The organism is Neorhizobium sp. 2083 (genome assembly GCF_031455615.1).
Taxonomy (GTDB): domain Bacteria; phylum Pseudomonadota; class Alphaproteobacteria; order Rhizobiales; family Rhizobiaceae; genus Neorhizobium.
Window position 1 is genome coordinate 301,959 of the sequence record NZ_JAVDTC010000007.1, and the last position, 12,256, is coordinate 314,214.

12 protein-coding genes and 2 pseudogenes are annotated in these 12,256 nt (G+C 59.2%); 5 read left to right on the forward strand and 9 right to left on the reverse strand.

The genetic code is table 11. The features are described 5' to 3' along the window. Positions 1 to 3: 3 nt before the first annotated feature. Positions 4 to 933, reverse strand: coding sequence for a hypothetical protein (locus J2X76_RS25365; protein WP_310220252.1), 930 nt, complete (start codon positions 931 to 933; stop codon positions 4 to 6). Positions 934 to 1,171: 238 nt separating this feature from the next. On the opposite strand from J2X76_RS25365, the gene J2X76_RS25370 reads away from it, so the two are divergent. Continuing rightward, the gene (locus tag J2X76_RS25370; RefSeq protein WP_310220254.1) at positions 1,172 to 2,110 is read left to right on the forward strand and encodes an IclR family transcriptional regulator C-terminal domain-containing protein; all 939 of its coding nucleotides are present in this window, start codon (positions 1,172 to 1,174) and stop codon (positions 2,108 to 2,110) included. A 9-nt stretch (positions 2,111 to 2,119) separates the two neighbouring features. On the opposite strand, the gene J2X76_RS25375 is transcribed toward J2X76_RS25370, so the two are convergent. Together J2X76_RS25375 and J2X76_RS25380 are read right to left on the reverse strand one after the other, a co-directional pair. Further along, positions 2,120 to 2,581: a nuclear transport factor 2 family protein gene (locus J2X76_RS25375; protein ID WP_310220255.1), complete on the reverse strand. Its 462-nt coding sequence runs from the start codon at positions 2,579 to 2,581 to the stop codon at positions 2,120 to 2,122. Positions 2,582 to 2,584: 3 nt separating this feature from the next. Next, a complete protein-coding gene (locus J2X76_RS25380; RefSeq protein ID WP_310220256.1) occupies positions 2,585 to 3,370 on the reverse strand; it encodes an aldolase/citrate lyase family protein in 786 nt (261 codons plus the stop codon). 191 nt (positions 3,371 to 3,561) lie between these two features. On the opposite strand from J2X76_RS25380, the gene J2X76_RS25385 reads away from it, so the two are divergent. Further along, positions 3,562 to 3,915: a recombinase family protein gene (locus tag J2X76_RS25385; RefSeq protein WP_310220257.1), complete on the forward strand. Its 354-nt coding sequence runs from the start codon at positions 3,562 to 3,564 to the stop codon at positions 3,913 to 3,915. Between the two features lie 177 nt (positions 3,916 to 4,092). On the opposite strand, the gene J2X76_RS25390 is transcribed toward J2X76_RS25385, so the two are convergent. Together J2X76_RS25390 and J2X76_RS25395 are read right to left on the reverse strand one after the other, a co-directional pair. Then, the gene (locus J2X76_RS25390; protein WP_310220367.1) at positions 4,093 to 5,346 is read right to left on the reverse strand and encodes a HipA domain-containing protein; all 1,254 of its coding nucleotides are present in this window, start codon (positions 5,344 to 5,346) and stop codon (positions 4,093 to 4,095) included. Next, on the reverse strand, positions 5,339 to 5,653 hold the full coding sequence (locus J2X76_RS25395; protein ID WP_310220258.1) for a helix-turn-helix domain-containing protein: 315 nt from the start codon (positions 5,651 to 5,653) through the stop codon (positions 5,339 to 5,341). The genes J2X76_RS25390 and J2X76_RS25395 overlap by 8 nt, the downstream gene beginning before the upstream one ends. Before the next feature lie 238 nt (positions 5,654 to 5,891). Here J2X76_RS25395 and J2X76_RS25400 point away from each other — a divergent pair. Continuing rightward, positions 5,892 to 7,247, forward strand: a pseudogene (locus J2X76_RS25400) (hypothetical protein); the annotation flags it as partial. Between the two features lie 505 nt (positions 7,248 to 7,752). On the opposite strand, the gene J2X76_RS25405 reads toward J2X76_RS25400, so the two are convergent. Continuing rightward, positions 7,753 to 8,073 carry a hypothetical protein gene (locus J2X76_RS25405; protein WP_310220259.1) on the reverse strand — a complete coding sequence of 107 codons (321 nt, stop codon included), beginning with the start codon at positions 8,071 to 8,073 and terminating at the stop codon, positions 7,753 to 7,755. 216 nt (positions 8,074 to 8,289) lie between these two features. Here J2X76_RS25405 and J2X76_RS31665 point away from each other — a divergent pair, with 216 nt between their 5' ends. Further along, complete coding sequence (locus J2X76_RS31665; protein WP_405030091.1) at positions 8,290 to 8,466, forward strand: AraC family ligand binding domain-containing protein; 177 nt, start codon at positions 8,290 to 8,292, stop codon at positions 8,464 to 8,466. Positions 8,467 to 8,661: 195 nt separating this feature from the next. Here the strand turns inward: J2X76_RS31665 and J2X76_RS25415 are convergent. Together J2X76_RS25415 and J2X76_RS25420 are read right to left on the reverse strand one after the other, a co-directional pair. Beyond that, positions 8,662 to 9,595, reverse strand: a pseudogene (locus tag J2X76_RS25415) (pirin family protein). 87 nt (positions 9,596 to 9,682) lie between these two features. Continuing rightward, a complete protein-coding gene (locus tag J2X76_RS25420) occupies positions 9,683 to 10,342 on the reverse strand; it encodes a hydrolase (protein ID WP_310220260.1) in 660 nt (219 codons plus the stop codon). A gap of 135 nt (positions 10,343 to 10,477) precedes the next feature. On the opposite strand from J2X76_RS25420, the gene J2X76_RS25425 reads away from it, so the two are divergent. Then, positions 10,478 to 11,356 (forward strand): LysR family transcriptional regulator, encoded by an 879-nt coding sequence (locus J2X76_RS25425; protein ID WP_310220262.1) that lies wholly within the window; start codon positions 10,478 to 10,480, stop codon positions 11,354 to 11,356. A 10-nt stretch (positions 11,357 to 11,366) separates the two neighbouring features. Here the strand turns inward: J2X76_RS25425 and J2X76_RS25430 are convergent, their stop codons facing one another. Further along, on the reverse strand, positions 11,367 to 11,990 hold the full coding sequence (locus tag J2X76_RS25430; protein WP_310220264.1) for a zinc-binding dehydrogenase: 624 nt from the start codon (positions 11,988 to 11,990) through the stop codon (positions 11,367 to 11,369). Between the last annotated feature and the right edge of the window lie 266 nt (positions 11,991 to 12,256).

Here is a 12,256-nt window from a genome sequence, read left to right on the forward strand (position 1 = left end):
CGGCTAGTTCGATTTCTGCCAGCTGAGCAGCGTGCCGCCTGTCTTGGTCCGCTGCTCGCTTTCCATCACTGGAAGAGGATAATCGGCCTCGTTCAGAACGAAACCCGGCTTGGACGCGAAATCCATCCTCGGCGGGCAGAAAATGTCGAAAAGGGAGCTTTCCGGTCCGTCTTCCCCCACGTCACGGCTGGTATGGATGGCCCATGCCGGGATGATGACGACTGATGGAGTCTCCATCTCCGCATGATCGTCGGGTATCCAGTTCGTCAGATCTGCGCCCCAATTATAGCGGATGTGGTGGACCCAGCGGCCATCGAAGCACAGCGAAGCCTGCTCGAAATCGTCGTGCCAATGAGGGCTGAGCAAATTCGTTTCCCGGCGTGTGAGGAAGCTTCCGAATAGGTTGACCATCATGTTTGTCGATCGAAAGCAGCGTGGCTGGATCCGGTCGCCATTCGGATTAAGATATTGCGCCAATTGATAGTGCCGGATCCTGTAGCCATCTTTCGGTTCCGGCCAGAGATCGACGGGAGCAAGCTCCGGCGCTCCATCCGCGTAAACGCTGGCGTTTGCCGCCAGTGCGAGGATGTCCGTTGCAGCCTTGGAGAAGATCTGGACAACGTTACCCGGGCTGCGCACAGTGATCTGGCTCGCGCCCGGAGGCACGATGGTCAGGGAATCCGGTTCGGCCTCGATTGATGCACCGTCCGCAGCGACAGTGATCGATGCTGACCGAGGCGGAAGGATGACCATGTATTCCTCGGGATTGTCGCCTCGCGACAGCACCGCACCTTCCTCCACCTCCGAAACGGAGATGGCGAAATTTCCACCGCGAACAATCCAGGTTTTGGCTCGTCCATCTTCGCTGACAACCTGCGGCGTTTCTTTATGGAACACGAATTTTGAGGCCGTTCTTCGTGAAATACCGGTCATTGTTGTTTCCTCATGCGACTGGAATGATTGTTTTTGGTGATCGCAACCACTGCGGATCATGAGGTGCACGCACTCAGGCAGGTATCTGCGTTCCGCTGGATTTCTGCCACCGAAATTGATCCAGCCGGGGCTCTTCTCAATTCGCTTCTAATGGGACAGAGTTACTTGGATCCTGAGGAGGATCGCTTTAATCCCGCATTGAAGCGCGATGGGACCAGTTGCGGGGAGGAAAAAACATATGGAAACTGCTGCCCGCCACGCGGAGAGAGTAGAGCCTGCCGATCTTGACTCAGGCGGTTTATCGAGCGGTTCGCATTGCCGAACGAATTCGAGGCGTGGGCATACTAATCCGCTCGATCGATCCTATCCGCCGGTCAACGCAGTATGTCGCGCCCTTCATGTTCTCAAAGTTGTCAATTCGAGATCGATCGCAACTGTGAACTCAATACATGGGGAGACGGGAATACCGCGACCGACCATCGTCCGGCTTCTTGAGACCTTGATGCATGAGGGCTACGTTGTGCGCGACAATATGTGCGGCGGATACCGTGTAACCCAAAACGTCGCCGACCTGTCGGCCGGTTACAGCGGAATATCTCGGGTCATCGAGGTCGCCCGGCCTCTGTCCATCGGTCTGACGAGGCAGATTAAATGGCCGATCGGGCTGGGGATGATCGACGGTGACGCGATCGAAATCCTTTACTGGACCGGCACGATTAGTCCCGTCGTTCACACGAACACGGTGCTCGGGATGAGGCCGGATCTGTTCAAGTCCGCGATGGGCCGCGCCTATATGGCATTTTGCGGTGACGATGAGCGTGAGAGCCGTATTGAGCAGATGCGCGGCCGTTTGGGCGATTTGTTCGGCGCGACAGAAGAGAAGGTGTTCCGAAAGCATCTTGAGCGAGCTCGGGGGCTCGGATATGCGGTTCGAGATCCCCGAACGGAGCCCGCCCGCATGACGACGTTCGGCGTACCGATTTTGGAAGACGGTAGTATCGCGGCAGTGATGTCGGTCAGCTTTTTTACCGCTTCGGTCTCCAAGCGGGAGGTGAAGCGATCCATCCTAGATCCGCTGATGGAAGCGCGGCTCAATATCGAGCACGCGCTTGCATTCATCAGCCGTCGCCCGCAGTTTGACCCTTCGACGCATCGGGAATATGCGGTCAATCTTTAGGGGACAATGTCACTTATCGTCGAGGACGGGATTGGTCGCAGGCGTCCCCCCCTCGAACCATGTATCGAACTTTCGATATGTGACCTTCCATCCGTCGTCCGTCTTGATCAGTTTATCCGTCATGTAGGCGATCTGGATGGGTGGATGCGTTGGTAGAACCGGCGTCCCGTCCGCTGCATAGAGCATGAGGATCCAGTGGCATTTCGCTTTATCGGGGCCGCCATCAAAAAATGCCTGGAAGTTTTGCACGGAGTGCACGACGGTTCTGGCACCACGCGTCTTTCTCCAGGCGTAAAATGCGCGAATTTTTTCCCGGCCGACGTACGAAGCGGCCGGTCCCTCGAAAAGGCCCTCTGGGGTATAGTAGTCGGGGGCTTTTTCGCCCCAGTTGGTGTCGACATCGTGCCAATAATCAACCAGCAAGCTGTGCAACTGCTGGGTCAGATTGATCCGGTCCGTATCGATGAGCATCGGCTATCCTTTCCTGAGAATGTCGAGTGAATCGAGCGCGGCGCGCGCGCCCTTGATCAAGAAACCCTGATTCGAGCCGATCATGAGCGCGGTTACACCGAGCTTGGTCATGGACATTGCATCAGCACTGTCCGCGCAGATCGTGATCACGGGGATTCCCTGCTGCGTGGCTGCGTTGGTGATGGTGGCCACTGCCTGTGCCGTCACGTGATAGTTGATTGCCTCACCACCAAGCGCGGCGGTGAGGTCTCCTCGTTCGGTAAATATTCCGTCAAGCCCCTGCGCAGAAAGGATGTCGCTGATGGCCGGGATAGCTTCCAGGTCTTCAATCATCGCGAGAGAGACGACCTCGTCGTCCCGCTTAGTCATGTGGGCTTTATAGCCTATTAGGCCATAGTCGCCGGCTCTTATCGTGTTGGCGAAGCCGCGTGTTCCACCTTGACAGCGGCAAGCAGCAACGATTGTTGAGGCCTCTGCAGCTGTGCGGATATGAGGCACGAGAATTCCGTTTGCGCCGAGGTCAAGCGCCGTCAAAATGTCAGACGAGTTGGCGTTAGAGACACGGACGATCGAGGCTAAATTCGCTGCACGCGCCGAAATCAACATTTGATCGAGAGCACCAGCATCAATTGCCGCGTGCTCCATGTCAAAAACAACGAACTCAAATCCAAGAAGGCCAAAAATCTCTGTTGCGTGCCCGGTCGGCGTTTTAACAAATGTACCCGTGAGAAACTCTTTGGTTTTCAATCGCGAGGCAAACTGGCGATATGACGGACGGTTTCTGGTCATCACTTCGTCTCCTGATATGTGTTGGCTATCAGGGACGACAGGGGGCCGAATGGGGCGTTATAAAAGGTTTCGACCTGTGAAAAAGGTTGGCTCGATGCAATCAGCCTCGGAAGGTGTGAAACGGCATTCACTCTCAATGAGATTTGAGGCGTCGCGCTTGTCGCCAAACAACGGTAACCGCGGCAGACAGGGTGACTTTAGCTCGACAATCGGCGGTCATCGATGCGGCGGGGATCGCTGCTGATACCTGGCGGCATCTGTTACGGTTACAGAGTACGGCGGAGTTCGACGATAGCGGGGAGCCCGTGCGCGGCCTGCGTTCGATCGACACTGATGAGGCGGCAACCATTGTCTGGATTTTTGAGCGGTACGCGGATGGCATGAGCCCAGTCAGGATCGCGGACGAACTCAATGCGCGCGGTGTACCCGGTCCGCGCGGCCGACCTTGGCAGGGAACCGCAATCTGTGGTCACCGTAATCGTGGCACCGGTATTTTGAACGATCAGGCCCATATCGGGCTGATCGTCTTCAACCGCCTCGCCTAGCGGGAAAATCCCGCAACAGAACGTCGGGTCTCACAGGAGAACGCGGCCGAGCACCATGTCGTGCAGGAGGTGCCGTCGCTTAGAATTGTCGATGATGCCCTCTGGCACCGGGTGAAGACTCGTCAGGAGAACTGGCGAACGAGCTAGGACGGGGTTCTACCGCTCCGCTGAAGGGCTTCACTCCGAACAAGTCTCGAGGATCGGCGTCATCAGCCTTACATGGGTATCGATACGCTCAAGAACCTTCGCCGGAACGATCCTTCGTTCCGGCAGCGACCACCAAACTTCGTTCACGCGCTCGACCGTGTCGATCACCGCTTTGAGCACGGCCGCTTCCGGCAAGCGCGCCCGATTGGCGAACGCTTTCCATCGCTGCACGCTCAGCGCCTTGAAGGGCCGCTCACCGGCTAGCGACAGCGCCATGGCATCCGCGGGGATGTAAGGGATCGTCGAGAGCACGTCATAGACAGGCGCGAGTTGCGGTTTGTCACCTGCCCCGCTATAGATCAACGACCAGTTCTTCAGGTGCATGTCGCCATTGCCTGTGATGGCAGCCAGAGCCAGCCGGCGGACGAACTCGAGCGCGGCAGTCGACGATACGGCAACGTTCAGCGCTGCTGCGATATCATGATAGGCACCACCTTCGTACTTCCGCGACGGGTAAATGCCGAACACCTGCGCGAAATCCTCGATATGGATCCGCTCGCCGTTTGTGCCGCGATCGAAGCGTTTGACGAGCAGGACTTTTCCGTCCGACAGTGTCTCGAACTCCTCCGGGATACCCTCGAACTCCGATTGCTCGACAAGTTCGCGCTCCGGCACCTCCATCCCGATCGCTTCAGCCAATGCGAGATTGGCATACTCGTTTTCCGACACTCCGGGAAACGAGGTCGACGGAAACTTGGCGATGTAGGATCCCTGGTCGTCGCCGAGCGGCAGCGTCAATCCACCGCCCTTTCCCGTGTTCTTGATGACCGAAAGCTTCATCTGGACGCCGGCGAGCGAAAACCGGGCTTTCGGCTTGGGAGCAGACAAGCTATCGAGATGCGCAACCGTTCCACCGCTCGGGACGACGCGGACTGCACCTGGCAGATCCGACCCGAGTGCAACAAGCAGGTCGAAATCGTTTCCGGCGCGAACACTGCCCGCGTGGTGCTTTTCCATCGCCTCGCGCAATTTGTCTTCGGGAAGCAGATTGGCAAAGAACGCCGGCAACGCTCTGGCAACGGGTTTGGGGTCCTTGCGCAAGCCGCCAGTGGCTGCGCGAAAAGATAGGCTGAGCACCGGATAGCCCCCGGTTGCACGATAGCTGTCCTCGAAGCTGAAGGCATTAAAATCGCCAGGTGTACGAACGATTGTACCGACCTTCACATCGTTCAGCAGCACACCGAGCGACGAGATGGGTCTAGGATCGGATGAAACTTCAGACATTCTCGTCCCCGTCTGGACGCGCCATGAATGCCGGGAGATCGTCGACATCGTCATGAGGGCGCAGCAGCGCATCGACGGCCGGGACCATCGCCTGCGGTAGAAGCATCAATTCAAGCCCGAGAGCGCGGGCGATATTGATCAGCGTCGTCGTGCGCGCGGCACTGCTTCCGGCCTCTATCTCACGATAGCGGGGACGCGATATGCCCGCCATGTCGGCAACCTGCTCTTGGGTCAATTGCCGGGCTTTACGCGTGGCCTTCAGCAACTGCCCGATTTCCAGCAAGGATTCTGACTCAGACCGTGCCATCCCACTTACCCAAACGTTCTTCTTGCAGTTGGGCAAGCTATCTCAAACATTCTGAACTCGGTCAATGCAAAAGAAATAAATACATATCATTTCTTCAAATTTGATCCGTTTATATATCATTCACTCTGTTTTTGAATGGCTGCGCTGCAGTCGTTTAGTCGTATCCACCATACATGCTTTGTTAAAGGCACGTCCCTATTTCCGCTCGCCCTCGGCACTGGTGCCAGAGAGAAACGGAATGAGCATGCCCAAACAAGATCTTTCTTCACGTCATTTTCAACGGAAAATCTCGGAATTCTGTGAGGTGCGCATTGCACCTATCTGCTCAAAGCGGGCGCTGGAGAATGTCCGCCCGTATCTGATCAGCCTGATCATTTACCGCAAGCGGCCGCCGATCCTGAACGGCCATATCGACTGGACCGCGATCGGAGAGGCCTGCGGGATCGAAGACGAAATGACCGCCGAGCTTCGGAAGCAATTGCGGCCGGCACTGGACGCGATCATCCGATCGCTGAAGGCGCCTGCCGTTCGCGAAGACGCCCCGTTGGCAAAGCCATCTGCCCGCACAAGGAAGGCCGAACCGGTCAAAAAGACCGCAGCGGTTTCGTCGACCAGAAAACCGCAACGCGCTGCCGCTGACGGAGTTTTCGCCCGGAACACATCTGCGCAACGTGGTCCTGCGCCAAAGCCGATCAGCCCATTTCCAGATCCGTTATTCGAGGCGACAGACGATCCGGCAAGCTTTCAGGATGCACTCATTTATCATATGCGCCGGTTCGGGGACAGTTACTGGCAGCTCTATCGTGCGGTGGTTCGTTTGACGGAGACCTTCGACAGCAAGACGCTTTTGTCCTGGATCCAGGGCGAGCGTGTGCCAAGGTCGGTCGCCAGCTTCCACATCCTGCGCCGGATAGAGATGCGTTACCGACTATCGGAAGAATATTTCAAGGAGAAGCTACCGCATCAGGCGCGCTCCCTTTACGGCCATGACCTCGGCGACATCAGCCCGGCTGAGCGTCGGCGGATTTCCCTGCACCTGCCAGATGATTTCAGCGGCCTGCCCATTACCAAGCGAGAGGAGATCCTTGACTGGGTGCGCCGGGTGATCATCTCCGGTTCGACCGAATATCGTCGTTATCAGCCGGCGGCCAGCAAGCAGCGTTATGCGATCCGCTTTCCCGGCGTCACCTATGGCGGCGGTTCACTTTCGCCGCGCACGCTGGCATCTGCTGCCAATGCCAACCAGCATATAGCCGAGGAGTTCGACGACCCGGATTTGCTGTCCGGCGTTGTCGATGCCCCGCCGCGTCTCGCCATGGAGATGGCCGATGTGATCCGGTTCAAGACCTCGACACTGACGGCGATCGGCCTGCAACGCAACGGGGTGTGGGGTGAAGAGACGGCATCCCGGAAAATCGAGCATCTCGGCTTGATGTTCGGCGCGCTGGTCGCCTCCCCGTCCGGTATCGTCAAAGGTCGAGGTGTACCGCTCGGTCAGCTGAGCTTTGGGCTACTGGTCTTCCCCGGTGTATGGGACTGGTATCTGCAGTGGCGCGAGCAGCGGCGTGGCTTTTATACCAAGTGGGAAGAGGACCATTTTAAAAGCCGCGACCTCATATTGCGGTGCCTGCCACCGCGTAGTCAGTGCGGGGAACCTTGTGCCGCAACTTCCTCGCCAGGGATTACCAGCGGCGCGTGAACGAGGTGGCTAAACGCGCTGATCACCGTTCGCCCCTCAACATAGCGCTTCGGATGAAAGAACGATCGATACATCTCAAACGCGACAATGGTTATCGATTTAGCGAGAACAATTCCACACCTTGATAAGACACGAACCGTCGACCATGCTGATCTTACGGCTGTAAACGTGAAATTCGGCGGCCACCGGCGCCAGCACGCGATCCTGACCCCGTGTACTAAACTCGCTCATCGCAGCAGTCCGACTTCCGCCGGACCGCAATGCGTAGAGGATTGGCCTGGTCGAGGGTTCCGGCAACCAAGCACCTTGTCGCTTTTCTGAAAAACCGATCCTAGCATCTGTTTCGCTCGCGCAGGCGGATTGCGGTTTTACAAGTTCCCTCGTCAGTCCATTCGGGGCCTCAGCCGCCTCGCCAATAGCTGTCGATGATATGCTGGCCGTTGTTGACAATCCGCTGACCCAGCTCGGAATCGCCACCCTTAAGCGTGTCAGGATCGCCGCCGCACAGGCGGACGAACATCACCTGCTGAACCGTGAACATGAAATACTCCTTGCTGGTCGGCTCGAATTCCAGCCCGGCCTCCCTAAAACCGTCGGCGACTTCGGCAGCCGCGACGTCGATCGCCTTGAAGACTTTGTCTAACATCGAACGCTCCGCTGCGTTGCGGATCTCAAGGTACTTCCGCTGTTCGGGCGTCGATATACAGGATGTCTCAGCCATGTCTTACTCCATAGGACAGGTTGGCGGTAAGGAATTTGCTCCATCTAAAGCGGAAACGCGGGAGGAAGTAGGCGAAGGTCCAAAAGTTCAGCATTTCAGACGCAGAACTCGTCAAATCGCCTGGTGGACGCACGGAACGGTGGCCCGGTCTCGATCGGCTATGGCCGGTACGCTCCCTGTCAGTCGCCGACCGAGGCGATGGCCGTAGACGACCCGATGATCGTCCTTAAGGGCCGACTGTCAGTATCCACTCGCGATGGAACGGTCACTGCGGGACCCGGCGACATTGTTTACATGCCTGAAGGTCAATCCGTGACGATCACGATCGAGGGAGAGGGTGCGACGACGGCCTTTGTGACCTATCCTCACTGGGCCGAGGTTCGTGAGAGATAAAAAAGACGGCCTCGCTCGCTAAGCGGACATCCCAGCAGGCAAAACGCACGGCTCGATGTACCACGTCATCAATAGCGCCTCGTCCACTTGGCGCAACTCATCGATTGTTTTCTCCACGCACCTCTCCCGCAACCTCGCCACTTTCATTGCATCGCCACGGACCCAGACCCTTTGCCTTTAGGCTGACGAGCGGACTCAATCGGGCAAGGGTATGAACTCCCCGCGGTCCCAGCAGGAAGGTCGAAACGGCCCTCGCCCCATTTTCCGGCTCGCCATTCGGCTTGGCTTCTTCGATACGCTCCATCGACGAGGCGACAAAATTCCACCAGATGTATCTTGGCCCGCAGAACGTTGCGCCCCCGAGTATCATGATCCGTGCGCCACGCTCGCCGGCCGCGACGGTTATACTGTCGCCGGGACGGAATGCCATCATCTGCATCGTGCCAAACTCCTGTCCGGCGACCGAGATCGAACCTTCGACAACGTAGATCGCCCGGTCTTCATGTTCATCGGGCATGGATAGACGCGCGAGCGGATCCAGCTTGACGTCGGCGTAAAAGGTCTCCGAGAACATTCTGGCGGGAGCGTGCTCGCCGTAGGCGTTTCCCAGGATCAGCCGCGCCGAGATGCCGTTATCTTCGATCATCGGAAGCGTGTTCCTGCCGTGGTGCTCGAAAGAAGGCGCCACGTCTTCCTGCCCGTCCGGCAGCGCCAGCCATGTCTGGATTCCAAACAGGCTGTTTGGGCCGGTCCGAGCCGCCGAGCTCGTGCGTTCCGAATGCGATACACCCCTGCCCGCGACCATCCAGTTCAGCTCGCCCGGCTTGATGATCTGGTCAGCTCCGGTGCTGTCGCGATGGTGGAAGTCGCCGCGGTAGAGGTAGGTGACGGTGCCGAGACCGATGTGAGGGTGGGGCCGGACGTCGACGCCCTGCGCGGTCAGGAGTTCGGCGGGGCCGGCCTGGTCGAAGAAGATGAACGGGCCGACCATCTGTCGGTTCGGCGCAGGTAGCGCGCGTCGGACCTCGAAGCCGCCCAGGTCGCGGGCTCGTGGAACGATCAACGTTTCGATCGCGTCCACGACGACCTGATCAGGGCAGCCGGGTTCGATAGCGGGGTTCCAGCTCATGTGCCAGGTCCTTCTCGTGCCGCGATCAGGTCGTAGCCGAGGAGCGAGAGACGCAGCGGTCGTCCTGCTCCCCCGTTCTACGTCGGATTACACTCCTGCGCCAGCCTTCGGTGCCTGGGTGTTGAGCAATTGCTGCTCCCACAGATATGCGATCCCGCTTCCGCCGGAATGCTGAACGATGACGTCCGTGATCTTCGCAGCCTGTTCGGCGCGGGCCCAGTCCCGCTGCCACTCAGCTGCGAGCGCCAGCCAGGTCATCATGTTGACGCCGGCTGCGATCATGCGCTGGATCGCGATCTGGTGCGCCTCAACCGAGACGCCTCCCGACGCGTCGGTGATCACCGTGACGTCCCAGCCCTCGCCGGCTGCCTGAATTGCCGGCATGGCGACACATACCTCCGTCCAGAGGCCCGCGATGATCAGTTGCTTGCGGCCGGTCGCCTTTACGACATCGACGACCTTCGGATCCTGCCAGGTGTTGATGAACGTACGGTCGATGATCTCCTGGCCGGCAAACACGTCCGCGATCTGCGGGAAGAGATTGCCGCCGCGCTCCGCGATGACGGTCGTGAGGATTGTCGGGACGTCAAAGGCTTTTGCCGCCTTTGCCAGTCCGACCGTGTTGTTGACCACCATCGTGGGTTCGTGGCTGTTCACGTTCGCGAGTTGGTACGCCTGATGGTCGATGAGAACGAGTACCGAGTCTTCCGGGCGGAGAAGCGAGTTGAGGCCGTTACGAAAGGTCATGCAATGTCCTTGGCTGTTCGTTGAAACGAAAGGCGAGCGCTCTCTAAGGGGCGATCCGCGCCGACCTTGTCAGTCCAGGACGCGATACGGTAGTCCTGGAAGGAGGCAAGCCGTGTTGCAGGTTGGGGAACGCCAATGGAAGTCGAGGATCTCAGGACCTTTGTGGAAGTCGCCGATGCGGGCGGTGTGACGTCTGCCGCGCAGCGCCTCGGCGTCTCGAAGTCCATGGTCAGCAGGCGGATCGCCAGGCTCGAAGCCGAACTTGGCGCGCAGCTCGTCTCGCGTACGACGCGGGGCATCGCACTCACGGAAGAAGGGACGACTTTCCGGGACTATGCCGCTCGGGTAACGGCCGAAATCGACACCGCTCGCGAGACGATCCTGCCCGCAGGCGAGCTTCGAGGCCGCCTGCGGGTTGCGGTGCCGCTATCCTTCGGCCCGACGCACTTCGCCCCCGTCTTGTCACAGATGGCGCGCCGACACCCGCAGCTTCATATCCACTCCTGCTACACCGACCGCTTCGTCGATCTGCTCACCGAGGGTTTCGACTGCGCCATCCGGATCGGGTATCTGCCGGACTCGAACCTCATCGCCCGACGCGTGGGGCCTCTCTACGGGAAATTCGTAGCAAGTCCTTCCTACATTGCCGCAAACGGCGCGCCCGAGACGCCGGACGAACTCCTCGAGCACCAAGCGCTCATGCAGGGGACGGAAGTCTGGCAGGTGACCGACGGCGACCAGATCCTCAATATTCGCCCGCAAGGCCGCTTCAAGGCCGACAACGGGGTCGCGCTCCTTGCAGCCGCGCTCGAAGGAATTGGAATTGCAAGACTTCCGAACGGCCTGACAGACCAGCATGTCGCCGCCGGTACGCTGGTCGAGGTGATGCAGCGTCACCCGCCGCCGGCGGCCGGCATATTCGTGGTCCGACCTCCCGGACAGCACCCGTCCCGGAAAGTACGAGTGCTGACCGAGATGCTGATCGAATGCTTCGACGCCGGCTCCAAGTCCTAGCTTCGCGCATTCACGGCGTCATGATCACCCGCCCTAGCGGCCTGCCCGTTTCGGCGTAATCGTGCGCCTTCGAAGCGTCTTGGAGAGCAAAGGTGCGGTCGATGACGACTTGGATCCCCCAGCGGCAGCGGCTTCGAGGAGGTCGTCGACAGTTCGGTGGACGGCCGGTCTCTCCAGGGGAGGCCCCATGAACACTCCATGCAGCGATTGGATTGTTCCGCATCGGCTGCCATAGGTCGACCTCGAGCTTCCCGCCGCCCGCGTTTCCGAGGAAGACGAACCGGCCCTCTGGAGCGAGCGCGGAGAGAGAAGTCTGCAGCGTGGGGCCGACCGGGTCTGTGACAAGATCCACTCCCTGGGCGCCGGTCAGTCGGCGCGCTTCTTCCACGACGTCCTGCGCGAGCGGTCGATGACATGACTTGCGCCCAGTTCGGTCAGCCGCGCCTGCCGCTCGCAACGGCGATGACCATGGCTCCTGTTCGACGCGCAAGCTGCACTGCGGCCAGTCCACGCCTTCGGCGGCGGCGTGAACGAGGACGGTTTCGCCTTCTCGTAGCCCGCCCTTCGCTATCACGCTGTGGTAGGCGGATCCGAAAGAGATCGGCAACGCGGGAGCCCGCGCCATCGGGCACATCCGCGTAGACGAGAACCGAAGGCGGCCCCGAATTGTCGTAGATCGCAGCTTTCAAGAAGACCTCCATCGACCGATGACTGCATCGCGCAGTCCAACGCACGCACCGTCGTCGGAAGAAACTAGGAAGCCTTCCGATACCGAAAAGTGCCCTAGGTGAGACGCCGTGTTGTTCGAGTTGCGACTGGCGGCCGGCGCATAAGGATGCTGTTCCCCTTCACGCAACACCCTGTTGCAACTCCGGCCACTTCAACCGGCGCACCTTGAAC